Origin of the sequence: Uniformispora flossi (assembly GCF_049534875.1) — a bacterium.
GTDB lineage: Bacteria > Actinomycetota > Actinomycetes > Streptomycetales > Streptomycetaceae > Yinghuangia > Yinghuangia aomiensis.
On record NZ_JBMULZ010000005.1, the window covers coordinates 82,235 to 106,443 of the forward strand.

A 24,209-nucleotide genomic window follows, 5' to 3' on the forward strand; every position below is an offset into this window, starting at 1 on the left:
AGTTCCGGCAGAAGCATGCCCATGCCCGTCCCCCTTCGTGATCTTCAACTCGAAGACGAACCAGGTCGTGCCGTGGTTCCCCGAATCAACTGGTGGACGAGTTCGTGCCCTTGTCCTCCCTCCACCAAGTGGGGAACGTCCGCACCCCTGGGGAGTCACGTCTCAGCAAGGGACCTGACCGTAGGACTGCAGGGCAGAACTTTGGGGCTGGTCCCGTGGGGCACGGGTCGGTGTCCCGCGGGACCGGAGCTTCGGGCGGTGCCGGGTTGTTGTGGTCGGTCAGCGTGTCCGGCGGGTGTTCGGGTTCGCCGTGGGCGGGAGTATGGGTCGTCGGGTTCCGGTGCGGGTCGTGGTGGTGGGTTTGCCGGTGCGGCGGCCGTCGGGGTTGTTGTCGCGGCGTGCGGTGGCGGGGGTGGTGCGGGCGAGGCGGTGGATGCGCCAGGTGAGGACTTCGGCGGGGTTGTCGGCGGTGGCGAGTTCGCGGCTGGTGACGGCCTGGTCGACGAGCACCAGCGCATTGTGGTCGTTCTTCACACCGCGGTGGATCGCGGCGGCCAGGGCGGCCATCGCGGGGTCGCCGAGGACAGTGGTGGCTGTGGCCTGGTCGGTGCGTGCGGCCAGCACCTTGTGTGTCACCTGTACATACAGGGCGGCGAGCCGCGGGTCGGGTGTGTGCTCGGCGGTCAGCGTCTCCAGGGGCCTGGGCGCGGTTGTCCGGTAGGCGGCTCGGAGGTGGCTGGCGGCTTGGGCGGCAGCGCGGGCTTGGGCTTCGTGTTTGTTGGCTTGATGCCAGCGTGCGACGGCGATGACGGCGAGGAGAGCGGTAGCGATCAGGTCGCCGACGACCTCCGCGCCGTTGGTGCGGTTGGTCAGCAGGGTGTCGGTGAGTGCGCGGAACGTCCGCCGGGCGGCGTGGTTGTGGGCGTGGGCGGTGCGGCCAGTGGTGCGGGCTGCGTGCGCGAACGCGTCCGCGGCGTCGCGTAGGTTCTGGCGGGTTTGGATCGGCATCGGGTGGCCGTGCAACGCGCCGGGCAGGACGCTCAGCAGTTGACCGACCGCAGCACGGTGCGCTGCCGCCACCTCGTCCGGCAGCGCGGCGTCACAGGTAGCGGTTGCCCGGGATGCTCGGGTGCCGCGGGCGTCCTGATCGGCCTTGTGGTTCTCCGCGCGGGTGGGGTCATTCAGGAGGGCGGCGATGCGGTCGAGGTGGGCGGACGCGCAGTCCCATGGGTCGGTCGCGGCCAGGTCGGGCCACCTCTGATCGGTGCTGGAGGAGGTGCCTGTGCTGCCGGTGCTGTCGTCGTCGGCGAGCGGTTCGGCGGTTCCGACACTCGTGAGTTGGGCGTGGAGGTTGGGCCAGGACAGGTCGGGGGCGAGGGTGCGTCCGCCGAACCAGACGGTTCGCCGGCCGCGTTGCGGTCGTCGGCGAGCGCGAACGCGCAGCCACGGATGGTGCCGTTTGTGTCGCGGTTGGGGCGGGCGAGTACGCCGACGTGGCCGAGCAGGGTGAGGAAGTCGTCGGGGTCGGCGGCGTATGCGGCGGCGGTCCGTACCAGGGTCTGGAGCCGTTTGCGCGGTAGGCGGCCGGTGCGTTCGGCTTTGAACTGCTCGGCCTTGCTCGGCGGTCGGGCCGCGGTGCGGTCGCGTTTGTCGAGGCGGCGCAACCCAAGGTCGCGTTCGATTCTGCGGGCTTCCTTCTGCGCGGCTTTGCCTTCGTGGAAGGGGTGGTACGCCTCGCCGTCGGAGCGGGCGAGGGTGGCGGCGAAGTGGATGTGGTTGTCGTCGTGGCGGACGGCGACCCATCGGCAGAACGGCTCCTCGGAGTCTGGGCCGGGGTCGATCCCGGTCGCGCGCATCAGACGTCGGGCGACCTCGCCCCACTCGGTTTCGGTGAGGGCGCGGTCTTCGGGGGCCAGGCGGACGGACATGTGCCACACGTGCTTGGACGGGGCCTTGTCACCGGCCCGGCGGACCGGCAGGTCGAGCAGATCGGCCAACTCCTTCAAGGTGGCGTTCGGGTCGCGGCCGGGGTCGGGGGCGAAGCCGTCCCAAGACGCGACCAGGTGCGGGTCGGCGTGCTCGCCCCGGCGGCCGGGACCATAGAGGTAGGACAACAGGCCGATCGTTCGGTTGCGCTGCTGGTGGACCTGAGGCCGCATCAGGCACCCCTGCCGTCATCGGTACGCGGCGAATCCGCCGGGGGCTGACCGGGATTCCGCCCGCCGGACGGTGCGGCGGACGGCTGAGCGGAAATGCGGGTGGCGGGGTGTGCGGAATGCGGTGCGAGGTGGTCCAGCACTGCGGCGAGCGCGCGGTCGGTGGTGCGGAGCAGCGGGCCGAGCTCGGCGAGGGTGGTGTGGTGCTGTGCGGTAAGTGGATCCGCCGGAATGTCCGCGCCGGACGCAAGGGTGTTCCAGGCGCGGGCGACTTGGTTCATGTTGTGCCCGATCCGGCGCAAGGCGTCGTGCGTGTTCACGACGGCGTTGATCAGCTCGTCGAGTTGGTCGTCGCGGCCGGGTTCGGTCTGCTCGGCGGCGGCGTGGGCGGCGCGCTCCAGCCACGCGGCGGTGCTGTCGTAGCCGTCGCGGGCGGCGGCGTCCTCGAAGTACTGCTTCTCGTCCGGGTGCACGCGGAACTTCAGGGTGGGATTGCGCTGGTTACTGCCGCCGGTGCCGGGGGTGGAGCGGCGGCGTGGGCGCCTGCCGCGCTTGGAGGCGCCGCCCGGGGCGTTCGGCGTGGCCGAGGCACGGCGGCGCACACGCGGCGACACGATCGGCACGGCGGGCTCGACGGTCGGGGCGGACGGGGCGGGTTCGGTGCTCGTGGGCTCGGCGTGGACGGTGTGGGGATCGGTCGGCGGGTGCACGGGAAGGTTGTGGATCGCGTGTGTCGGCTCGGCCGGCGCAATGCCACCCCCTTCCTGCGGCGCCCCGTCGCGCCGCTTCTCGCCCTGCTGGGCGGGCTTCGCGACGGAGGTCCCTTTGGGGCCTCCAAGCGACCACCTTGCTCCCCCCGTGGAGGTCGAACCCGCGTAGCCGGCGCCGGGGTTCGCCTCGGGAACGTCGGCCGCCGACACGGTCGGGCGGGTCGCCGCGACTGGCGGAGACGTGGGAGTGACGAATCGGGTTTGGGGGTTGGTGGTGCGTGGCGTGGTGGGGTCGGGCACGGGCTTCCTGGAGTGATGTGGATGGGGAGGGTTAGCGGGGCTGCCGCCGTGTGAGAGGGCGGCAGCACGACGCGGGTGTGGTGGCAGGGTCAGGCCGCGGACGGCGCGGCGGAGTCGTTGCCGCTCTCGATTACGCCTTCGTTGTCGCTGTGGGTCTCGGCGGTGGTATCGGGTGTGGGGGTTTTGAGGCGGCGGACGATGTCGGCGAGGCGGGCGCCGCTGATGGGCAGGTTCTGGTCGCGGATGGCTTGTTCGACGGTGTCGCGGGTGACGGGTTTGCCTTGGTCAAGGGTGGCGGCGCGGCCGATCGCGGTGAGCGTGTCCAGGTCCGCACCCGGCGGCCGGCCCCGGCGCGCGGCTGGCCGCGTTGCCGCGGCGGTGGATTCCGCACGCTGACCCATGCCGTGTTCCGTCCCGGGTTCGGTTTCGGGGCGGGCGGCAGCCTCCGTTTCGGGTGCGGTGGGCGGGTTGCTGTACGGATCGGCCGGCGGTTGGGTGTGCGGTTTTGTGTGCGTGCTGTGCGGATTAGCGGGATCGGGGCCGTCCGCTGTACGGATCTCGGTCGTCGCGGACACGGGCTGGCCAGGCACCGCGACGTCCGGATCACGGTCGGGACTTCCGTTCGGCACGGCGGTGTCCTGCGCGACCAGCACGGTTCCGGTGGGCTCGGTAGCCGGGGTGCCGTCCGAGGTCGGCTCGTGGTCGCGGGCGGCGTCTTGCAGTTCTTCGCACCCCCGGGCGACGGGTCCGCGCGTGGTCTGCGGAGGCCGGGTGGATGCATCCGGGGCAGGTGCGGTCGTGGCGGTTGCTTTGGTGTGACGGGTGATGAGGGTGTGGAGGTGCGCGGCGGCGGCCAGGGCGAGTGGGGCGCAGGCCGCGAGGACGCCGACGGTGTCGCTGCCGAGTTCGAGGTCCGGGCGGGTGTCGCTGTGTGTGCCTGGCGCGGGGGTGAACGGGGCTTGGTTGAGGAGGACGGCGTGCAGGACGTTGGCCCAGATGCTGACGCCGGTGGCGGTGGCCAGCAGGAGCCACACGTAGGCGCGGGCTGCGAACGGGGCGTTGCGCAGGACGATCAGGGCGCGGATGGAGTAGGCGGTGAACCCGTCGAGGATGAGCGGGAACAGCCAGGTCAGGCCCGGGCGGATATGGGCGGCGGCGGCCATCTGCCGCAGGGCGTCGAGGGAGAGGACGAACCCGGCGAGGCCGAGGCCGGCGACGGCGGCGCGGTCCAGGCGCGCGGAGCCGCCGTCCGGCGCCGTGGTGGAGCGTGAAGGCATGGAGGGGCTGTTCCTTCGAGCAAAGGGGCGTGTGGGGGCGCGGAGGCAGGGCAGGTTGGGGCGCCGCGCTCTGGTGGCGCGGCGCCCGTTTCCCGTGGCCTGCGGGCCCTGCTAGGTGGTGCGGCGGCGGTCGGGGCCGTCGAGGATGGCGCGCTGGGTCATCTCCGCGAGGCGGGATGTGATGCGGTCGCCGAGGGTCTCGCGGATGGCCGCGATGGGCAGGTTGGTCGTGAACAGGGTGGGGAGCAGGTGTTCGTAGCGGTGGTTGACCAGCCGGTACGTCAGCTCCTCCGTCCACTCCGACGGCTTCGCGGCGCCGAGGTCGTCGAGGATCAGCAACGGAGTCCGCGCGATCCGGCGCAGTTCGCCCTCGGTGTCGTGCCCCGCGCGCGGGCGCAGGTTGGCGTGCAAGTCGGCGGCGGTCGTCGCCTGCCAGCCGAGCCGGACTCCGGCGAGCAGCAGGCTGCGAAGCGCGCCATATGCCTGGTGGGTCTTGCCGGTGCCGGTGGGGCCGGCGATCAGCAGCGACGGCCCGGTGGCGACGCCCGGCCGACCTCCCGGCCCGCGGGTGGCTTCCGCGCGGACGCGGTCGACCCAGGCGGTCACGTCAGGGTGGTCGGCGACCGCACCACGGAACCGGGGCGGGATCCGGGCATCGGCGAGTGCGAGCGCGTCGTTCAGCGCGTCCCGGGATGGCCCGCCCGCCTCGGGATCGTGTGCGGTGGCGGGGTCGATGCCGCGTGCGGCGAGGAGCCGCTGCATGCGCCCGGCCAGCCCTTTGCCGACCGGCAGAGGGCCCGCACCGGCCCTGGCGGCGGTCGCGGTGGTGCTCACAAGTCACCGCCGTACGCGGCCTGGACGTCCGCCGGGTTGGTCCACCCGCGATGCCTGGATGCCCCGGCCGGGGAGACCGTGCCAGGCGAGCTGGCGTTCATCGCCTCGTTGACCGCGCTGGCCAGCGTGCTGGGGTGCAGGCTGCGCTCGGCGAGGCGCGTGAGGCCGACGGCGATGTGAGCCGGGTCGATGCCCTCGTCCAGCAGGGCCCGGACTTCCCGGCCGACCTGGCCGAGGACCCGCTCGGGCGGGCGGTGGGCATGCAGCCGCACGTACCCGGCGACCAGGTCCTGTGCCGATGCGGGTGTTCGGTTCTCGGCGACTGTCGCGCTGCTGGTACGCGGTGCGGGCGCTTCGCGCCCCGCCGGAGGCACAGATCCCTTTCCTAGATCCATGTTCCTAGGTCCTAGATCCGGACGTCGAGGGCTCGTCGAGGGTTCACCGAGCCCTCGTCGAGGATTCGACGAATCCTCGACGAATGCCCTTTGGCCTGGGGATATGGCCGTTCCGTCGAGGTTCGCGGTGTCCTCGTCGAGGGTTCGACGAGGATTCGCTGACCTCTCGTCGAACCCTCGGTGAGGCCTTGACGAGTCTTCGACGAACGCTCGGTGAGGGCTCGTCGCGACTGCGTCGCGCGAGTTCCCGGCCGGAGGTGAAGCCAGGTGTGGCGCCGGGGTCGGCGCGGCCTGGATGGTGGTGTGCGGGGTCGTGCGGGTGCAGGTGTTCTTGCAGACCGTGCAGCCGCTCGGGGTGGGGTGCGAGGGGCAGGCCGGGATCCGGGAAGTACTGGGCCGGTCGATCTTCTGGTGGCGGTCCCAGCCGGTGATGTGGAGGTAGGGCTTGCCGTCGCAGCCGGTGTACCGGCAGATCACCCCGGCGGCGGCGAGCTGGCCGAGGTCGTCCTCAACGCCGAGGGCGGTGTGCTCGGGCCGCAGGACCCACAGCAGCCCGGCGATGACCGCCGGGTGGTCGCGGAACCGGCCCCGGTCGTCCGCCTGGGTCAGCAGGCCGACGAACGTCCGCTCGGCGGTCAGCGCCACCGACGCGAGGTCCTCGGAGGTGAACAGCTCAGGCTTGATCGTGCGTATACGCGCCACGGTCACCGCCCTGCCTTCGCAGCCGACGGCGAGCCGGATGCGGCGAGATGCGGAGATGCGATGGGCGCGCGTGAGCGCGTAGGGTGCATGGAGATCTCCTGATCCCGTGGCCTACTGCTTTCCTAGGGCGATGGCCACGCAGGTGTGTGCAACCCTCGGCGTTCGCGCGCCGAGGGTTTTCGCATGTCAGAGGGGGTCGCCGCGCCTTGGTGGCGCGGCGACCCGGACACTACGAGCACCCCTCGCACAAGTCCAACGGACTGTCTGGCAAGGGGTGCTGACACAGGATCAAGCGGCGCGCAGCCCCGGCTTTCGGCCGTCGAGCGAGCGCAGAGATGCGCCTGCGGCACCGTCGCCGGGCGCCATCGGTACGGCGTCGGCGGCGCTCAGGATGCGGACCATGTCCGCGGTCACCACCCGGTAGGCGCGTCCCACCCGCAGGACCCGACACGGGTAGTCGTCCAGCTTCGCGAGTTCATAGCCCTTGCTGCGAGACAACCCGAATGCCCGGTTCGCGACGTCCAGCTTCACCACGGTCGGCAATGACCGAAGTTCTTCCCATGACATGCCCTGCCCTGGCGAAGGGGCGGCCTCGGCCTGAGGAGTCAGTCCGGCGCGGCTTTCGGGCCAGGCGCCAGGCTGGGCCGCGAGCTGGGGAAGGTGGCGAGGGCTGGCAAGGTCGGCGGGACGGATGGTCAAGCGCATCTCCGGAGGCAGGGGACAGGACGTAGGCGGTAATACGGCGGAGGAAAGGCGCCCGGGGTTTGCGGCCTCGGATACCGATCCACGGAATTGATCGTTCGGGGCCGCGAAAAGGTTTCACGATTTCGGTGTGACGACGATCACACTTCGAACGCCGAGAAATGGTAGACAGTCCACATCGGGAATTCGCCATGAAGCCGCGGCCAGACCGACACACGACCGCGGCATGGTCGCGACACGGGATCGCGGGCCACGGGTCATGGCCGATGAGCTGCACGCCAACCGCTCCCTGTGACGCACCGGCGCAGCCAGCCTGTCATCACGTAGCTACGCCATCAGAGCGCACTGGCCTGCGAAGACAGCGCGCCGCCCCCACGCTGCCATGACCTCCTCATGATCGCCCAGGCGCCCAGTTCGGCGGTGAGGCCACCACCCCACATGTGCCAGGGGATGCTTCGTTGTCCGTGCGAGTCCGCCCCGTCCTGGGAAATCCACGGCCATTTGCCGCCCCCTCGGAAACGATGCTAAGAACAACGCCCTCCGGCAACTCGTCGGTGTTTTTCCCGAACGAAAGGGCGTACGTGAAAGGCTCTACCACCCGTCGCTGCGGCTGCCGCAATCCCGAGCCCGGGCAGAAATTCGGCTCCGCCTGCCCGAAACTCGGGCAGCGAGGCCACGGCCGTTGGGCAGTCCGCCAGGAGCTGCCGGCCGACGCGGAAGGGAACCGGCGCCAGTTCCGCCGCCAAGGCTTCGGCACTGGCCCCAAGGCGCAGGCCGTGCTGGACCATGTCCGCGCGCTGCTCGCGATCCCCGATGCCGACGACGAGGAAGGCCGCTGCGCGATCGGCGACCTGCTCGAGCGAATCTCGGCCGAGGGCTCGGAGTTGCCGGACCTGGAGGAGACGACGCGCCGCTTCCGGGCCGGTGCCGACATCACCCGCCGCAGCACCGTCGGCGAATGGCTCGACGAGTGGATCGCGGGCAAGAAGGGCTCGGCCTCGACGCTCAAGAACTACGAGATCGACATCCGGAAGCACCTCAAGCCCCGGATCGGCCACGTCCGGCTCGACCGCCTGCGGGTCAAGCACCTCTCGGAGATGTTCCAGGCCATCGCCGACCGCAACGAGGAGATCGTCGCGAACAACCTCCTGCGCCGTCAGGCCGTCGCGGAGTTGGAGGAGATCCCCTGGAAGGGCGCGGACGCTCGGGCCCGCCGCAAGGCGCTCAAGGCGCGGATCGCGACCATGCCGCCGTTCGAGCGGGTGGTGAATCCGACGACCCGTCAGCGGATACGGGCGACGCTTCGGAGCGCGCTCAACGCGGCCATCGCCCAGCAGATCATCACGTTCAACCCGGCGGCCCACGTCGAGATGGACCCGGCCAAGCGCCCGAAGCCGGTGCTGTGGACGGCTGCCCATGTCGAGCGGTGGCGGGCGGCGGGCGAGCGGCCTTCGCCGGTCATGGTGTGGACTCCGGAACAGACCGGGCAGTTCCTCGACTTCGTCGCCGAGGACCGCCTATACGCCCTCTGGCACCTCATCGCCTTCCGTGGCCTCCGACGCGGCGAGGCATGCGGCATCCGCAAGGGCGACCTCGACATGGACGCCAGGACCTTGTCGGTCGCCAAGCAGCTCATCGTCGACGGCTGGACCGTCGTCGAGAGCGATCCCAAGAGCGACAGCGGCATCCGGACGATCGCCCTCGACGCCGAGAGCGTCTCAGTCTGCCGCTCGCACCTCGCCCGCCAGGCAAAGGAACGTCTCCAGTGGGGCAACGCCTGGGAGGACACCGGCCGCCTCTTCACGAAGGAAGACGGTTCCTGGCTCCACCCAGGCTGGGTCTCCGAGCGATTCGAGAAGCTCGTCGTCGACTCGGGCCTGCCGCCGATCCGCCTGCATGACCTACGTCACGGAGCCGCGACGCTCATGCTCGCCGGCGGAGCCGACATGAAAGTGGTGCAGGACACGCTCGGCCACGCCACGATCGTGCTGACCGCCGACACATACACGAGCGTTCTCCCCGAGGTGGCTCGCGCCGCAGCCGAGAACGCGGCCCGACTCGTCCCCCGCGGGCGCACCACTCCGCCCGGGCACACCACGGGCACACCAGCCCCCAACAACAAAGAAGCCCCGCAGTCGAAGGTGATCGACTTCGGGGCTAATCCGCAGGTCAGCGGGGGTACTTCGAGCTTCTAGCTGGTGGCCAGGGGCGGGGTCGAACCGCCGACCTTCCGATTTTCAGTCGGACGCTCGTACCAACTGAGCTACCTGGCCTGGATATTGGACGATCCGCCTTGCGGCGGATCTTTCCAAGCGGTCCTGACGGGATTTGAACCCGCGGCCTTCACCTTGACAGGGTGACGAGCACTCCAAACTGCTCCACAGGACCTTGATTCACTTGTGTGGGCCGGTTGTTCCTTCCGACCCGGTGTTGCTTCACTCTACCGTACTGGCTGTCCGGCTTCGTTCGTGCCCCCAACGGGATTCGAACCCGTGCTACCGCCTTGAAAGGGCGGCGTCCTAGGCCACTAGACGATGAGGGCTTTGCGGCCGTCCGGCGTCTTGTTGCCGTCGGGGACGGTCAGAACTATACGGGGTGATCCGCCGGAACAGCAAAACGGATTCCGGGGCCCCCTCGGGGTGCCTCGCGACCACCCCGCGGCAGCGGCCCGGCGCGTGTCCGGCGGGCGGTCCGGGCGCGCAGAATGGGGGCGTGCTGGAGATGTCGCGGGAGGAGTTCGAGGAGCTGGTCGCGGAGGCCCTCGACCGGATCCCACCCGAGCTGACCGCCCTCATGGACAACATCGCGATCTTCGTCGAGGGCGAGCCGGACCCGGCCGGGCCCGAGCTGCTCGGCCTGTACGAGGGGATCCCGCTCACCGAGCGCGGGGACTGGTACGCGGGCGTGCTGCCCGACCGCATCACGATCTACCGGAACCCGACGCTCCGGATCAGCGAGACGTACGAGCACGTGGTCGAGGAAGTCGAGATCACGGTCGTGCACGAGATCGCCCATCACTTCGGCATCGACGACGAGAGGCTGCACGAGCTTGGGTACGGGTGACGAGGACGGCGCCGAGGACGCGACGGGGGCGACGGGAGCTGCAGCACGGGACAGCCGCCGGTCCGGGGACGCAGCCGGGGCGGGCGCTCCGGACCGGACACCGGAACCCAACGCGGCCCACGACGGCGCCCTCCCGGACCACCGGGAACACCCGGACCGTCCGGACCGTCCGGCACACCCCCACGCCTACCCCGAGCCCGTCGACCCCGACATCGACTTCGACGGAACCCTCCCCGCCGTCGGGCTCCCGGTGATCGTCGCCGTGGTCGCGCTGGGCGGGGCGATCGGGGCGACCGCACGGTTCGGCGCGGCGTGGTTGTGGCCCACCGCGCACGGGGCGTTCCCGTGGACGACGTTCGCGGTCAACGCCGTCGGCTGTGCGGTGATCGGGGTTTTCCTGGTGGTCGTCACCGAGCTGTACCAGGCCCACCCGCTGGTCCGGCCGTTCTTCGGGACGGGCGTGCTGGGCGGCTTCACCACGTTTTCGACGTACGCCGTCGACATCGAACGCCTCGTGAAAGCCGATCGTCCCGCGACCGCCGTCGCCTACCTGGCCGGCACCCTCGTCACCGCACTGGTGTGCGTGTGGGCCGCGGCGACCGCCACCCGGCGGTTCGCGGCGCGGCGCACCGGGGCGCAGCCGGGGGTGGCCGCGTGACGTGGCTGATGGTGATCGCGGGGGCCGTGGTCGGCGCTCCGGCGCGGTATCTCGCCGACCGGGCCGTGCAGGCCCGGATGCGCGGGCGCGGGGCCGGGGAGTTCCCGTGGGGGACGCTGCTGGTCAATGTGTTCGGCTGCCTCGTGCTCGGGACGCTCACCGGGGCGGCGGCCGCGGGCGCGGCGTCGTCGAACGTCCAACTGCTGGTCGGGACGGGCTTTTGCGGGGCGCTCACGACCTATTCGACGTTCTCGTTCGAGACGCTCCGCTTGGCCGAGGACGGGGCCCGCGGCGCCGCGCTCGGGAACGTGGTGCTGAGTCTCGCGGCGGGCATCGCCGCGGCATTCGCCGGCGTCGCCCTCGCCGACGCGCTCTGGGGCTAGGGCGACGCGCCACGCCTGTCGCGACGACGCCGCGCACCGGCCCACGGACACACCGACCCGCCGGCGCCGGTCCGCCCTCGCCGACCTACGCCGCACCCGCCCACGCGCACCGGCCTGGGGCGGATCCGCGCCCGTCACTCGATCCGTCGATTTGTGGGGTTGACGACCATCTCACCCGTGCGAGTGATGCGGGTGGTCGGAAGGGTTCGTGCCTCCCGTCGCCGCCAAGGATCCTGACACCGATTCAGGGCGCGCGGAGGGGCCACATGGGCGAGGACGTCAGGGGGGCACGCGAGTTCGAGGAACCGGCCTTCCCGCACGAGGCACGGCTCCGTGCGGAACCCCCGTTGCGCGTCGGCACGTGGACGGAGTCCGGCAGGCCGGACGACCCGTCCCACGACGACTCCCGCGAGCGGCGGCGCGACGGTCGGACCGACGAACCGCGGAGTGGTGGGCACCGCGGCGAACACCACGGCGACCGCCGCACGGAACACCGCGGCCACGCGGACCGAAGCAGCTCCGGCGACCCCGGCCCGTCCGCACCGGACGACGACCTCGGTCCGGAGCGCATGGTCGCCGCCGCGGTCCCCCGGGCCCGCGGCGCGCTGCGCGTGCCGCCCGGCGAGGACGGTCCGCCGGTGATCGACCCGGACGAGGAGGCCGAGACGACCGTCCGGCTCGTGAAACTGCGCCCCCGGGCGGTGATCACCGGCACGGTCGAGGAGTCCCCCCGGGACACCGGCGCCACCCGGGACGGCCGCGCACCACGCGAAGCAGCCGACGTCCCGGGCCCGCGCGAGCCGCGGGACACGGCATGGGGCCCCAGCCGGAGCACGTCGGGCACATCTGGCACATCGGGCACGTCCGGCGGTGACCCTGCCGCGGACCCGTCCGGGCACTCAGCGCCCGCGGCCTCCCCGTGGACGACGGCACCCGAGCCGCCCGCGGAACCCGTCGCCGATACGTCCCCCGCACCCGGCCGGAGGTCCGCCGCCGCCCGGACCGGCACGCCTCACCCCGACGCCCCGGCGGCCTTCCTCGGCCGCGGCGCCGCCCGGTCCGCCCCGGCCGACCCCGCATCCGGCGACTCCTGGGACGTCACCCCCGCCCCCGGCGCGGGCGACCACGCGGGCTTCGGCGGAGGCATGGGCGGGGGTTTCGGCGGAGGCCTCGGCTTCGGCACCTACGCCCCCGGCGCCACCTACGACCCGGCGCACTATCCGCCCATGGCCTGGTTCCGGGAAGCGGCCTCGGCACCGATGCCGGCACCGACACCGACACCGACACCGACGCCCATCCCCTCCGCCGACCACCCCGCCGATCCGCACCAAGGCCCCTGCGACAGCTCCGCGCTGGAGCCGGTTGGCGTCCAAAAACCCTCCGCCGCCTTGGAGTTACGCCGCGGCCGGCACGGCACGGACAGCCGCGGCGAACTCGAACCGGTCCGGGCCGAGACTCCGCCGACCGGCGAACTCCGCACCGTTCGAAGCCCGTTCGAGGTCATGCTGATCCTGGCCGCGCCCGCGCTGGCCTTGTTCGCCCTGCTGTACTACTTCGGCTGGGCCCGCAGCGCCGCGATGGCGGACTTCCTCGGCTTCGACGAGGACGTGCTCGGCTTCACCACGAAGGAGTACCTGCTCCGCAGCGTCGACACGCTCTACAAGCCGATGCTCGCGGTCGTCGGCGTGCTGCTCGCGGCCCGCATGGCGCACCCGTACATCCTCGTACCGCTCCGCCGGCATCGCCGGGCCGCGGCGTTCGTGAGCCGGTTCCTGCGCTGTGCGTGGCTGCTGATCCCGGTGGCGACGTGGGCGGCGCTGTTCCGATGGCCGGGGCATCGGCCGCAGTTCTGGCCGCTACTGCTTCCGTTGGCGCTGGCCGCGGGCGTGCTGGTCACGGCGTACGGCGTGCTGCTGTCCCGCCAGGTCGGCACGCATCGCCGTGCGACGGGAATGGGCGTGCGCCCGTGGTCGTTGTCGGTGGTGCTGACTTCGGCCGCGGTGGTGCTGTGCCTGTTCTGGGCACTGGGCGCCTACGCACAGGCGGACGGGCAGGTGGCGGCGCTGCGCATGGTCAAGCAGCTGCCGACGCGCACCGCCGTCGTCGTGTATTCCGCGGACGATCTGCGGGTCGCCGCCGACCAGGGGGTGACCGTGGACGTGCTCACGGGAGCCGATTCGCCGTACCGCTACCGGTACGCGGGTCTGCGCCTGCTGCGGCGCGCGCACGGCCGGCTGTACTTGCTGCCGGACCGCTGGTCGTACGACCGGCCCCGGCTGGTCGTGGTGCGGGAAGGCTCCGGCGTGCGGGTCGACTACCTGCGGGCCCGGCCCTTTCCGCCGGCCTCCTGAGCGGGGTGAAACCGCAGGTCGGCAGGGGTGTCACCGGTCCCGTACCGGAACGGCCGGCGGTCCCGGCGGCCAACGGGGGCCGTGGCGTCCTGTAGTCTGATAGATCGCTCGTGTTCATCTCCGGACGTCGGCTCGAAAGCGCGACGTCTCCCAGGCTCGTTCAGGTGCTCAGCAGAAGGTCGCGGTGACATGCGACCGGTTCCGGGCTGCGGACCTCCGACGTGCCGTATTCGGAAGGTTCTGCATGCCCCCGCTGTCCCATGACTCTGTCACGCCCATGCCCGTGGACGCCGACACCGACGAGGCGGTCGTGACGACCGCCGACACCGCCGACACCGCCGTCGAAGGCGCGGCGGACGCGGCTGCCGAGGCGGAGACCGCCTCGACCGAAGCCGCCGACACCTCGGCCGACGTTCCCGTCGACGCCGAGACCGCCGAAGAAGCCGACGCGGAAGCCGACGCCGACACCGACGCCGCGGACGAAGAGTCCGACGACGACAACGCCGAAGCCGACACCGAAGACGACGCCGAAGCCGAGGCCGAAGAGGCCGCCGAGCCCGTCGTCTCCGGCCCCACGTTCGCCGAGCTGGGCGTGCCGGACGCGCTCGTCGAGGCGCTCGACCGCCGCGGCGTCCGCAACGCCTTCCCGATCCAGGCGGCCACCCTGCCGGACGCGCTGGGCGGGCGGGACATCCTCGGCCGCGGCCGCACCGGCTCCGGCAAGACCCTCGGCTTCGGCCTGCCCACGCTGACCCGGCTGCGCGGCCGCAAGGCCCGCGCGAAGCGTCCGCTGGCGCTGGTGCTGGTGCCGACCCGCGAACTGGCCATGCAGGTGCACGACGCGCTCGAGCCGTACGGCCGGGTGCTCGACCTGCGCATGAAGGTGGTCTGCGGCGGCATGTCGATGCCGCGCCAGATCATGGCGCTGGAGCGCGGCGTCGAGATCCTCGTCGCCACCCCGGGCCGTCTCCAGGACCTGGTCGACCGCGGCGCGTGCCAGCTCGACGCGATCGAGATCGCGGTCCTCGACGAGGCCGACCAGATGGCCGACATGGGCTTCCTGCCCGAGGTCTCCGCGCTGCTCGACCTGGTTCCGGCCGGCGGCCAGCGGATGCTGTTCTCCGCGACGCTGGACAACGGCGTCGACGCGATCGTCCAGCGCTACCTGACCGACCCGGTCACGCACTCGGTCGACCCGCACGCGTCGTCCGTCACCACGATGACGCACCACGTCTTCACCGTGCAGCCGAAGGACAAGGTCTACGTCACGGCCGCCATCGCGGCGCGCCGCGGCCGCACCATGGTCTTCGTCCGCACCAAGTTCGGCGCCGACCGGGTGGCCGCGCAGCTGCGCGAAGCGGGCGTGCGCGCCGAGGCGCTGCACGGCGGCATGACGCAGGGTGCGCGCACCCGCACGCTGGCCGAGTTCAAGGAAGGCCAGACGCCGGTGCTGGTCGCCACGGACGTCGCCGCGCGCGGCATCCACGTGGACGGCATCGACCTGGTGCTGCACGTCGACCCGGCGGGCGATCCCAAGGACTACCTGCACCGCGCCGGCCGTACCGCCCGTGCGGGCGAGGCGGGCGCGGTCGTGACGCTGGCGCTGCCGCACCAGCGCCGGTCGGTGGACCGGCTCTTGGAGGCCGCGGGCGTCGAGCCGGAGCGGATCCGGGTGACCGGCAGCGGCGACCCGGAGATGCGCCGCGTCACCGGTGCGCGCACGCTGTCCGAGGTCAAGGCGCAGTCGGTCGCCGACGCCGCGGTCGCGGCCGAGGAAGAGGCCGAGCGTCTCGCCGCGCGGATCATCGAGCTGAAGGCCAAGGCGGCCGAGCTGCGCCGCAAGGCCGTGGACCTCGCCGAGTCGGCGAAGCGCGCGGAGGCGGAGGAGAAGTCCCGTCCGCCGCGCGAGCGTTCGTACGACCGCGGGGACCGGGGCGACCGGGGCGACCGTGGTGACCGTGGTGACCGCGGCGAGCGTCGCGGTGGACCGCGTGGCGAGCGTTCGTACGACCGCGGCGACCGCGGTGAGCGTTCCTACGACCGGGACCGCGCCGAGCGCGGCTCCTACGGCCGCGACCGCGACGACCGCGGCCCGCGCCGCGACGACCGCCCGTCCTATGGCGAGCGCACCTACGGCGGCGACCGTCCGCGCCGTGAAGGCGGCTTCCGCGACGGTGGCCGCCCGGCCGCCGGCGGCGGCGGCTTCAGCCGCGACCGGCACGAGGGCGGCGGCTTCCGCGGCCCGCGTTCGGACCGGGGCGACCGTCCGGCGTACGGCGACCGCCCGCGCGGGGACCGTCCGCACAACGACCGGCCGCACAGCGACCGCCCGTACAACGACCGGCCCTACAACGACCGGCCGCGCGGGGAGCGTCCGTCGTACGGCGAGCGTTCCTACGGCGAGCGCTCGTTCGACCGCGGCCCGCGCCACGACGGCCCGCCGCGCCGCGAGGGCGACCGCAAGCCGCGCTGGAAGAGCTGACGGCTGACGGCTGACGGCTGACGGCTGACGGCTGAGCAACACGAACGGCGGTGGGGCCGTTCCGGAGACCATCCGGAACGGCCCCACCGCCGTTTTCGCTGTCCGATGTGTAGGCGCCGAGCGGCCCGCCTCAGCGTTCCGCCGCCTCCTGCGCCACCTGTCCCGCGGGCGGCCCGTCCGGAAGCCGCGGCGACGCGAGCTGGGTGGACTGCGCAACCAGCCGGCCCGCCGCATCCCAGATCTCGCAGACCTCGTCCATCAGCCCGCCCTCGATCAGCCGCGCGTGGTGCCGGACGGTCAGCGGGCCGGGGGACGGGACGGCGCGCACGTACACGGTGAGCTGGAGCGTCGGCACCCAGCCGAAGGCGCCGAGGTCCATCGTCACCGGCGGCAGGACATCGGCGAAGAACAGCAGCGACACCGGGTCGGCGGCATGCCCGTCGGCGAACGCCACCCGGCCGCCGAACTCGCCCGCACCCGCGGGCGCCCCGACGGCGAACCCGAGCCCGGCCGGATCGAGTTCGAGCACCACCTCGTCCATGACCGGCAGGGCGAGCCCGCTCACCGGTTCGAGCGAGGGGATGCGCATCAGGTGCTCCGGAGCGGGCAGCGGCGCGGGCGGGTTGACGCCCCACCAAGGCTCGCTGCCGTCGGTCAGCGTGCCGAGGGTGAACGAGGCTTCGATGCAGGTCCGCCCGTTCTGCAGCATCCGGGCGCGGGCCTGGGTGACCGTGCGGCCGGTGCGCAGCAGTTCGACGTGCACCTCGGCAGGGCCCGGGTCGGGGGCGCCGACGTAGCTCGCCGCCGCGGTCAGCGGGTGCACGTGCGGGGAACCGGACGCGGCGGCCTCGGCGAGTGCGGCTTTGGCCATCGCGGCGAGCAGATAGCCGCCGTTGGGCTTGCCGCCGATCGTCCACGCCGCGTCCAGGTCGACGGAATATGCGCCGTCTTCGGCCGCCGGTGTCACCGCGGTCGCGGTTGCGAAGCCTGCCACGCCGATCGCCTCCGATTCGGGCCGACTCCCCAAAGCGTGCGCGGCACGCCGTGTCGACCTGCTCAGTTCGCTAGAGCAACTGACGTTAGCAGGTCGGTTTCGGTGGGGTGACGGGCTACTGTGGCGGGCATGAAGCGGACCCCGTTCGGCAGCTGGCCGTGTTCGATCGCGCGCGCGGTCGACTTGCTGGGCGACTGGTGGACGCCGCTGGTGCTGCGCGAGGCGGTGTTCGGCAGCCGCCGCTTCGAGGAGTTCCAGCGCAACCTGGGCATCGGGCGCAATGTGTTGGCGCAGCGCCTCAACCGGCTGGTGGACGAAGGGCTGATGGACCGCGTCCCCTACCAGGACCGGCCGCTGCGCCACGAGTACGTGCTGACCGCGAAGGGCCGCGACTTCTTCCCGGTGCTCGCCGCGATCATCGCGTGGGGCGACACCTGGCTCGCCGAAGACGAGGGCGCCCCGGTCGTGCTGCGGCACCGGCCGTGCGGCCACGAGACGCACGCGCAGGTGGTGTGCGCGGAATGCGGCGACGCGCTGCGCGTGGAGGACGTCGAGGCGCTGGCCGGCCCCGGTCTGCCCGCCCGGCTCGCGGACGCGGCGGTGGCATCGGGGCGGTTCAGGCCGCGCCCGGCCCCGGACGAGCTGCCGAGCCCCGCCCCGACGCCCGCCGCGACCGCCGCCGTGGGTCCGGCGGCGTCCGGCCCGGAGCAGGACGCGGACCCGGCGGCGTCGCCGGCCGCACCCGCCGCCACGCCGTAGCCCCCTCGCTGGGGGCGGCCGGCGCGGCGGCGGGGTCCGATCAGCCCGTGCCCCGCTGGTGCACGAAGATCTGCGCGATCGCCTTGACGAGGTCGCCGGGGTCGATCGACGGCACGGCCAGGCCGCCGGTGGCCTTGGCGATGTCGTTGAGCGTCGCCATGTCGGCGTTCGCGCCGTACCCGACCGCGAAGACCGGCATCGGCTTCTTCGGGTCCTGGAGCTTCTGCAGTTCGGTGAGGAACGCCTGCTTCGACATGCTGAACGGCGTGTCCTCGTCCTTCCCGTCGGTCAGCAGGAAGATCTCGTTGGCCGCGTTCGGGTTGTAGGACTTCTGGGCGTCCGCGATGCCGTCCAGCAGCGACCGGTAGAGCGGCGTTCCGGCGCCGTTCTGCGCGGTCAGGTTGCTGAGCGTCTGGGTCGTCTGGTCCTTGCGGGTCAGCGGACCGAGTTTCTCCTCGAGCGGCCCCTCCGGCACCTTCTCGACCCACGGGCCCTTCTGCGTGGGGGACACCGCGAACTGCCGGACGCCGACCTCGGTCGTCTTGCCCAGGAGCTGCGTGGTCTCCACGCTCGACTCGCGCATGATGTCCGCCTTGGTCTTGCCATCCTTTCCCTTGACCGGCTCGTTCATCGAACCCGAGCCGTCGACGAGGATCAGCACGCGGAACGGCATCGGCTTGTAGTCCGCCCACGCCTGCACCAGCTTGGCGACCTGCGACAGGTCGCCGGCAGGCGCACTCGCCGGCGTGGGAGGCGCGTACCGCACGGTCGCCAGGGTGCTCGCCGGCGGCTGCTGGTCGGGGCCGCGGAACCCGGACGCCGTCAACGCCTTCACCCCGTCAGGGGAACGCAGCGCGCCCAGCACCTCGTTGGCCCGGTCCGCGACCCGCTTGTCGCCGCTCGCGGCGCGCGACAGGACGGCCGGGTGGTCGGCCTGGATGAGCGTGCCCGAGGGGTAGAGCGGGACGTACGGCACGGCCGGATGGTCGTTGTCGTACGCCCACAGCGCCTGCTCGGTCACCACGAACGCGCCTACACCGTCGAGCACTTGCTGCTGATCGGACATGCCTTTCGACTTCGTGAACAGGGCCGCGGCCGGCGTCTCGGCGTCCGTGATGTTGCTGCGGAACGCGAACGTCTTCATCGCCGCGACCGTCGGATCCGCGTTGGCTTTCGCCATCGATGCGCTGACCGCGACGACACCCAGCAGGCCCTCGGTGGTGTGTGTACTGCTGACCGTGAACCGCGGGATCGTGTGGTCGTCGATCCGGTTGAGCAACGTGACCCAGTCCGGCGGCTTCTCCAGCCACTTCTGGTCGGCGGCCAGCCGTTCCGGCACCGCGACCACCAGCGGCGTGAACGCGACCGGCACACCCGTCAACGGATACGGATTACGGTCGCCCAACGCCGCGGCGGCTTCCTGCAGCCGCATCGACGAATCGGCGATCCACAAATCCGGCGCCGTCCCGGTACCGGCCCGCAACCCGCCGAGGAAGTCGGCGGCCGGCCGTCCCGACACTTCCACCGCGGTACATCCGTGCGCCCGATTCACGTTCCCGGCAACCGCGTTCACCACCGGCGCGAATTCCGGCGAAGCCACCACACTCGCCGGCTTCACTCCGTCGCACGCATTCGCCGCCGCGGATTTCCCACCACCGTGCCCGGAACCCGGCCATCCATTGACGAGCAGATAAGCCGCGGCCACGCCTAACGCCGCGACGATCGCCGTCAACACGAAGAGCCGCCCGCGACCGCGGCGCCGCGCGGCGCCCGGTCTCTGCCGGGGCCGCGGAGGCGGCCCCGGCCGCCGGTCGCCATAGCCCGGCGGCGCACCTGTCGGCGCCGCCGTCCTGCCCGGGGCGGCCTGATACGCCGCAGCCCGTTGCGCCCCACCGCCACGTGCCGCCGACACCGGTTGCACCGACCACGGCACCCCGGCCGGCGGCTCTCGGAGTTGGTCCCGCGGATCCACCGAACCCACTCGGCGATGCCGCGAACCCTGTCCGTGCCGTCGTTGTCTGCTCGCCATCGTTCCTCGTCCCCCGACGCTGCCCGAAGCCTGAAGAAGGAATTACGACGTGCCAAACACACCAGCCGGAACAATAGCGCGAATAAAGCAAGATCGTTCAAAAACCCGCAAATTACGGAAAGTAACTCCAGATACCCTCTCGCCATGGCGACAAATTCCCAAACCCCGTGAATGCACAGGTCCGTGCCCCAACCAACTTCCTGACCGTGCGTCAGAACCCCGCGGCGGACCGGAACCGGGAATTCCGACATCTGCCCCCAATTCCCAGTCCGCCCACGCGCCATAACCCGCTCCGCGGCGCGGAGAGTCACGAAACCGCCAACCCCGCCATTTCCCCCGCGACCCCCGCGGATCCGCCGGACCACCCACCGCTCGCGCCCGCCCCCGCCGCCCGTCACCACCCACAGTGGCGACCCCCACGCGCCGCCACCCGAATACCCCCGCACATCCGCAGGACGATCCGGGTACGCTTCCCCCTGGGCACGGTGGCGGACGACCCCCACACCACGCCCACGGGCCGCTAGCTCAATTGGCAGAGCAGCGGACTTTTAATCCGCGGGTTCAGGGTTCGATCCCCTGGCGGCCCACCCGGCACAGGGCGCGGCGCAGGCCGTCAGGCCTGGGCAGCGACCTCCCAGCAGCGTCTTCCGAACGGCCCCGGGCTCCCGCCCGGGGCCGTTCGCGTGCGCCGGGATGCCTGGCCCCTCGAAGGGGGCAACCGGCATGCCCCGGCCGCCACTTGCCGTCGGCTCCCGTGACGCCCCGCCTCGTCGGCTTGACCTGCGGATTGGCCCGCGGCGGGCCACAGGCACCGAGGGGGTTCCGATGCCGTGTTCCGCCGCGGGCTCGCGGGAGGCCATCGGGCGAATGTGTTCGGCCTCGCGGGCGAACTCGGCCCGGTGGCCGCCCCGTTGCTTCCGCTACTGGAGAACGGGCTCGGTGCGGAATCCGCCGCGCCGCGCGCCGGTGCCGCCGAAGCGACCTGGCGGATCAGCGAACGGATGGAGGACACCCTCCCCGAGGCACGGCTCCCGGACTTGCGCGCGTTCGCGGACGCCCAAGCCGCAGGGTGTTCGACGGGTGCAACGACGGCACACCGCACTGACCGAGACCCCGCGGATGCCCCTCGGTCGACCTACCCGGCAAGTACTTATGCGTGACTGATTCCGTGCTTCGGCGATCTCCGTAGCTTCTTGACCTGCGGAAAGCACCCCGGAACACCGAGACCGGGGGCCGCGGACCGGCCCGGCGGATCCTCTCCGACCGCGGCCGGGAGACACGGAAGGACCCACCGCCATGACCACCACCCCCGCCACCACCGTCGACTTCGCCGCCGCCGTCGAGCGCTACCTCGCCGCCTGGAACGAGACCGACGCCGTCAAGCGCCGCGCCCTCGTCGAAGCCGCCTACACCCCCGACGCCACCTACACCGACCCGCTCGCCGCGGTCGCCGGACACGACGGCATCGACACGGTCATCGGCGCGGTCCAAGGCCAGTTCGCCGGGCTGGTGTTCACCCTCGGCGGCCCGGTCGACGGCCACCACGACATCGCCCGCTTCCAGTGGCACCTCGGCCCCGCGGGCGGCGAAGCCCTCGCCATCGGCTTCGACGTCGTCGCCCTCGACCCCGCCGGCCGCATCACCACCGTCCACGGCTTCCTCGACAAGGTCCCCGCCGGACTGTGACACCGGGGCCACACCGCTGGACCCGCTCGCGGGTCCGGGACATGCCGACGACACGGCCTCGTCCCGGACCCGGCGAGCAACCGGTGCACACACCCGCCGGGCGCAAGCACCCGTCACGCGGGTACGAACCGCCACACTCAGTGCCGGCTTCCGTCCAGTGGATCGCGGACCCAGCGGACCCAGCGGATGCAGCGGATGCAGCGGATACAGCAGAATCAGTCCGCGCAGCACGGGCGGGAAGCGAACGGGCTGCCTACCGCTGACGCGTCGAAGCGCGCGAGGAGCGGTCGCCGAGTGACGATGCCCGGCACCATGCCGAGCATCACGAGCAGTGCTTCCCCGGAGAACGGGCACGAGGCTCGCACACGCCGCGCAGAGCGGGCAAACGACATCGTGCTGCCCGGTCTTCCCGATAGGGTCCCCGCCCATGTTCGAGTACCACGGGTGGATCAACGTTCAGTCGAGTGCCGAAGCGGAAGACGAAGGCGACGACGGCCGGCTGCACGCGCTCGTCGCCGACCTCCAGGCCCGGATCCGGGATCTCGACAGCCCCTACCTGCTCGACCTGCGCTGGATGAACGGCGAAGCGTTCCTCCACATGGGCGGGTTCCCGAACCACCGGGACGCCGCGATCCCGGCGTTCTTCCGCGAGGTCGGGGAGCGGGCACCCGGTTCCTACGGCCTCCTGCACGTACGGGACGACGAGGCGCCCGGGCAGGAGAACGAGGTCCGCGTCCTGCGGATGGTCCGCGGGCGTGTGACCGAGCACACCGAGGACCTGCTCTCACCGTGCACCCCGGTGTTGGAAGACCTCCCGCGTCTCCCTCTCCCCCACCGACCGCCGACCTCCTGAGCCCTCCTGCATAAGCCGCGTGCCGGCGGAAGGTCAGGACGCTTGCGCAGCCTGGGGCGGGCTCGCGAGGGTGTCCGACATGGCTGCCGCGTCCCGGACGAAGGCGGTGAGCAGCCCGGCGAAGCGCTCCCGGTCGTCCGGGTTCCAGGCGGCCAGCACCGCGTCCAGGTGACGGACCGTCACCAGCGACAGCCGCCGGATTGCCTCCTCCCCCGACGGGTACAGCGCGACCGGGCTGCGGGGGCGGTCGTGGACGCGGACCACGTAGCCGTCGGCGAGGAGCTGGTCGATCGCGCGGTACGTGGTGGCGAGCTGGGTGGAGGTGTTCTTCGCGAGCGCGGCGGCCGACGACGGGCCGCGGCGGCTCAGGTACGCCAGGACCACATACGCGGAATCGTTGAGCGGGACCCCGGCCGCCGCGGCACGGCTGAGGTGCATGCGGCGGCTGGTGTGGAAGCGCAGCAGGGCCTCCACCGCGGACTGGATCTGCTCGGCGCCACTGGCCCACTCGTCCGCCACCGGCTCCTCCTCGCCGCCAGAAACTTGATTGAGTCCATAAAATATATGGCGCTTCGTCCGAGGCCGCACTCAGGTGGCTCCCAGCAGGCTCTCATGGGGCACTCACCTGGATCTTGCATGGTGCAGGGGTGAGTACCCCGAGTCGTGGCGGTGACCAGGCCCTTCTGCTCCCGGTGACGGGGGAAGGAGGGCAGGCCCCGCACGACCGGGAATCCGGCCCGCGCAAGGGGCGGGCCCATCTCACGCACGTCGACCTGATGCGGGTCGTGGCGTTTCTCGCCGTGGTCCTGGTGCACGTGAGCGGGACGACCTACCCGTTCCCCGGGGCCGCGCCCTCGTTCGGGCAGCTGATGCTGCACAGCATGCGCATGGTGTTCTTCTTCGTCAGCACCTTCGTGCTGTTCTACGCCTGGTACGACCGCCCCTTGCACCCCGGCCGCTTCATCGGCCGCCGCCTGCGCCTCATCGGCATCCCCTACCTGGCGTGGAGCGTGGCCTACTGGTCGCTCGGGGACCGCTGGCGCATCGCGCACGACCCCGGAGCCGCCCTGCATGACCTGCGCGACGTCGTCGTCTGGGGCGGTGCCTGGTACCACCTGTACTTCCTGCTGGTCTCGCTCCAGGTCGCCGTGCTGTTCCCGCTGTTCCGCCTGCTGGTGCGGCGGACCCGCGGCCGGCACGGGCGGCTGATCGCGGGCGCCGCGGCGCTCCAGGCCGCTTCGCTGGCCGTGGTCTTCGCGCCGGATCCGCTGGGGTGGGCCCCCGCGGAGTTCTACCGCGAGCACGGCTTCGCGTTCTTCCCGACCTACGCGTTCTTCCTGGTCGCGGGCGCCCTCGCGGCCGTGCACTTCGACGCCTTCCACCACTGGGTCAGCACCCACACGCGCCTCTGCGCGGGCGCGGTCGTCGCGGTCCTGGCGGTCACCTACGGGGCCTTCCGCGGGAACATGGCCGACGGCATGAGCCCGGTCGCCGCCTCCAACGCGCTGCAGCCGGTGAGCCTGCTGTGGGGTGCGGCGGTGGTGTGGGGGCTGTACACGCTCTGCGCCCGGTGGGCGGCGCACGGCGCCCCGGGCCGCGCCGCGGTGGCGGGAGGCGTGGACATCGCGTTCGGCATCTACCTGGTGCACCCCATGGTGCTGCGGCTGCTGGAGATGTCGGGCTTCGCGGCGTGGCTGCCGCTGCCGCCGCTGCCCGCCACGCTCGTGCTGTGGGGCATCGTGGCCGGGCTGTCCGGCGCGGCGGCGTACCTCATCGGCCGTTCCCCGGCGTCGCTGCTGGTGGGCCGGGAACGCAGGCCGGCGGCCAAGCCGGCCGGGCACCGGGTCCGGCGGCACGCGACCGCCGCGCTGTGAG

20 protein-coding genes and 4 tRNA genes are annotated in these 24,209 nt (G+C 72.0%); 11 read left to right on the top strand and 13 right to left on the bottom strand.

Going from position 1 to position 24,209, the window contains the following annotated elements; translation table 11 throughout:
- Window positions 1-279 precede the first annotated feature (279 nt).
- From ACPA54_RS12965 to ACPA54_RS12995, 7 genes are all read right to left on the bottom strand, one after another.
- Entirely contained in the window at window positions 280-1,008 is a 729-nt protein-coding gene (locus ACPA54_RS12965) for a hypothetical protein (RefSeq protein ID WP_423529156.1), read from the bottom strand.
- 173 nt (window positions 1,009-1,181) lie between these two features.
- Window positions 1,182-2,159 carry a relaxase/mobilization nuclease domain-containing protein gene (locus ACPA54_RS12970; protein ID WP_423529158.1) on the bottom strand — a complete coding sequence of 326 codons (978 nt, stop codon included), beginning with the start codon at window positions 2,157-2,159 and terminating at the stop codon, window positions 1,182-1,184.
- Window positions 2,159-2,866: a hypothetical protein gene (locus tag ACPA54_RS12975; protein ID WP_423529160.1), complete on the bottom strand. Its 708-nt coding sequence runs from the start codon at window positions 2,864-2,866 to the stop codon at window positions 2,159-2,161. Before ACPA54_RS12975 ends, ACPA54_RS12970 begins: the two co-directional genes overlap by 1 nt.
- Window positions 2,867-3,255: 389 nt before the next feature.
- Window positions 3,256-4,443, bottom strand: coding sequence for a DUF2637 domain-containing protein (locus tag ACPA54_RS12980; protein WP_423529162.1), 1,188 nt, complete (start codon window positions 4,441-4,443; stop codon window positions 3,256-3,258).
- A gap of 111 nt (window positions 4,444-4,554) precedes the next feature.
- Complete coding sequence (locus ACPA54_RS12985; protein ID WP_423529842.1) at window positions 4,555-5,205, bottom strand: ATP-binding protein; 651 nt, start codon at window positions 5,203-5,205, stop codon at window positions 4,555-4,557.
- A 68-nt stretch (window positions 5,206-5,273) separates the two neighbouring features.
- On the bottom strand, window positions 5,274-6,374 hold the full coding sequence (locus ACPA54_RS12990; RefSeq protein ID WP_423529163.1) for a hypothetical protein: 1,101 nt from the start codon (window positions 6,372-6,374) through the stop codon (window positions 5,274-5,276).
- A gap of 288 nt (window positions 6,375-6,662) precedes the next feature.
- Complete coding sequence (locus tag ACPA54_RS12995) at window positions 6,663-6,941, bottom strand: hypothetical protein (RefSeq protein WP_423529844.1); 279 nt, start codon at window positions 6,939-6,941, stop codon at window positions 6,663-6,665.
- A 716-nt stretch (window positions 6,942-7,657) separates the two neighbouring features.
- Here ACPA54_RS12995 and ACPA54_RS13000 point away from each other — a divergent pair.
- Window positions 7,658-9,271, top strand: a complete 1,614-nt coding sequence (locus ACPA54_RS13000; protein WP_479729418.1) for a tyrosine-type recombinase/integrase — start codon at window positions 7,658-7,660, stop codon at window positions 9,269-9,271.
- A gap of 1 nt (window position 9,272) precedes the next feature.
- On the opposite strand, the gene ACPA54_RS13005 is transcribed toward ACPA54_RS13000, so the two are convergent.
- The 3 genes from ACPA54_RS13005 to ACPA54_RS13015 form a co-directional block, all read right to left on the bottom strand.
- Window positions 9,273-9,349, bottom strand: a tRNA-Phe gene (locus tag ACPA54_RS13005).
- A 40-nt stretch (window positions 9,350-9,389) separates the two neighbouring features.
- Window positions 9,390-9,464: transfer RNA gene (locus ACPA54_RS13010), tRNA-Asp, on the bottom strand.
- Window positions 9,465-9,545: 81 nt separating this feature from the next.
- A tRNA-Glu gene (locus tag ACPA54_RS13015) sits at window positions 9,546-9,618 on the bottom strand.
- Between the two features lie 179 nt (window positions 9,619-9,797).
- Between ACPA54_RS13015 and ACPA54_RS13020 the strand changes: the two genes are divergently transcribed.
- From ACPA54_RS13020 to ACPA54_RS13040, 5 genes are all read left to right on the top strand, one after another.
- A complete protein-coding gene (locus ACPA54_RS13020; protein ID WP_423529846.1) occupies window positions 9,798-10,139 on the top strand; it encodes a metallopeptidase family protein in 342 nt (113 codons plus the stop codon).
- Between the two features lie 211 nt (window positions 10,140-10,350).
- Window positions 10,351-10,797, top strand: coding sequence for a fluoride efflux transporter CrcB (crcB, locus tag ACPA54_RS13025; protein ID WP_423529848.1), 447 nt, complete (start codon window positions 10,351-10,353; stop codon window positions 10,795-10,797).
- Entirely contained in the window at window positions 10,794-11,180 is a 387-nt protein-coding gene (crcB, locus tag ACPA54_RS13030; RefSeq protein WP_423529167.1) for a fluoride efflux transporter CrcB, read from the top strand. Before crcB (ACPA54_RS13025) ends, crcB (ACPA54_RS13030) begins: the two co-directional genes overlap by 4 nt.
- Window positions 11,181-11,446: 266 nt before the next feature.
- Window positions 11,447-13,531 carry a hypothetical protein gene (locus ACPA54_RS13035; RefSeq protein WP_423529169.1) on the top strand — a complete coding sequence of 695 codons (2,085 nt, stop codon included), beginning with the start codon at window positions 11,447-11,449 and terminating at the stop codon, window positions 13,529-13,531.
- A gap of 277 nt (window positions 13,532-13,808) precedes the next feature.
- The gene (locus ACPA54_RS13040; RefSeq protein ID WP_423529171.1) at window positions 13,809-16,013 is read left to right on the top strand and encodes a DEAD/DEAH box helicase; all 2,205 of its coding nucleotides are present in this window, start codon (window positions 13,809-13,811) and stop codon (window positions 16,011-16,013) included.
- A gap of 130 nt (window positions 16,014-16,143) precedes the next feature.
- On the opposite strand, the gene ACPA54_RS13045 is transcribed toward ACPA54_RS13040, so the two are convergent.
- The gene (locus ACPA54_RS13045) at window positions 16,144-17,007 is read right to left on the bottom strand and encodes a thioesterase family protein (RefSeq protein WP_423529173.1); all 864 of its coding nucleotides are present in this window, start codon (window positions 17,005-17,007) and stop codon (window positions 16,144-16,146) included.
- A gap of 129 nt (window positions 17,008-17,136) precedes the next feature.
- Here ACPA54_RS13045 and ACPA54_RS13050 point away from each other — a divergent pair, with 129 nt between their 5' ends.
- Entirely contained in the window at window positions 17,137-17,766 is a 630-nt protein-coding gene (locus tag ACPA54_RS13050) for a winged helix-turn-helix transcriptional regulator (protein WP_423529175.1), read from the top strand.
- A 40-nt stretch (window positions 17,767-17,806) separates the two neighbouring features.
- Here the strand turns inward: ACPA54_RS13050 and ACPA54_RS13055 are convergent, their stop codons facing one another.
- Window positions 17,807-19,795, bottom strand: a complete 1,989-nt coding sequence (locus ACPA54_RS13055; protein ID WP_423529176.1) for a substrate-binding domain-containing protein — start codon at window positions 19,793-19,795, stop codon at window positions 17,807-17,809.
- Window positions 19,796-20,309: 514 nt separating this feature from the next.
- Between ACPA54_RS13055 and ACPA54_RS13060 the strand changes: the two genes are divergently transcribed.
- The 3 genes from ACPA54_RS13060 (at window position 20,310) to ACPA54_RS13070 (ending at window position 22,334) form a co-directional block, all read left to right on the top strand.
- Window positions 20,310-20,382, top strand: a tRNA-Lys gene (locus tag ACPA54_RS13060).
- A gap of 709 nt (window positions 20,383-21,091) precedes the next feature.
- Complete coding sequence (locus ACPA54_RS13065; RefSeq protein WP_423529178.1) at window positions 21,092-21,481, top strand: nuclear transport factor 2 family protein; 390 nt, start codon at window positions 21,092-21,094, stop codon at window positions 21,479-21,481.
- Window positions 21,482-21,908: 427 nt separating this feature from the next.
- The gene (locus ACPA54_RS13070; RefSeq protein ID WP_423529180.1) at window positions 21,909-22,334 is read left to right on the top strand and encodes an Imm7 family immunity protein; all 426 of its coding nucleotides are present in this window, start codon (window positions 21,909-21,911) and stop codon (window positions 22,332-22,334) included.
- 33 nt (window positions 22,335-22,367) lie between these two features.
- On the opposite strand, the gene ACPA54_RS13075 is transcribed toward ACPA54_RS13070, so the two are convergent.
- Entirely contained in the window at window positions 22,368-22,853 is a 486-nt protein-coding gene (locus ACPA54_RS13075) for a MarR family winged helix-turn-helix transcriptional regulator (RefSeq protein ID WP_423529182.1), read from the bottom strand.
- A gap of 128 nt (window positions 22,854-22,981) precedes the next feature.
- On the opposite strand from ACPA54_RS13075, the gene ACPA54_RS13080 reads away from it, so the two are divergent.
- Window positions 22,982-24,208, top strand: a complete 1,227-nt coding sequence (locus tag ACPA54_RS13080) for an acyltransferase (RefSeq protein WP_423529184.1) — start codon at window positions 22,982-22,984, stop codon at window positions 24,206-24,208.
- Window position 24,209 lies beyond the last annotated feature (1 nt).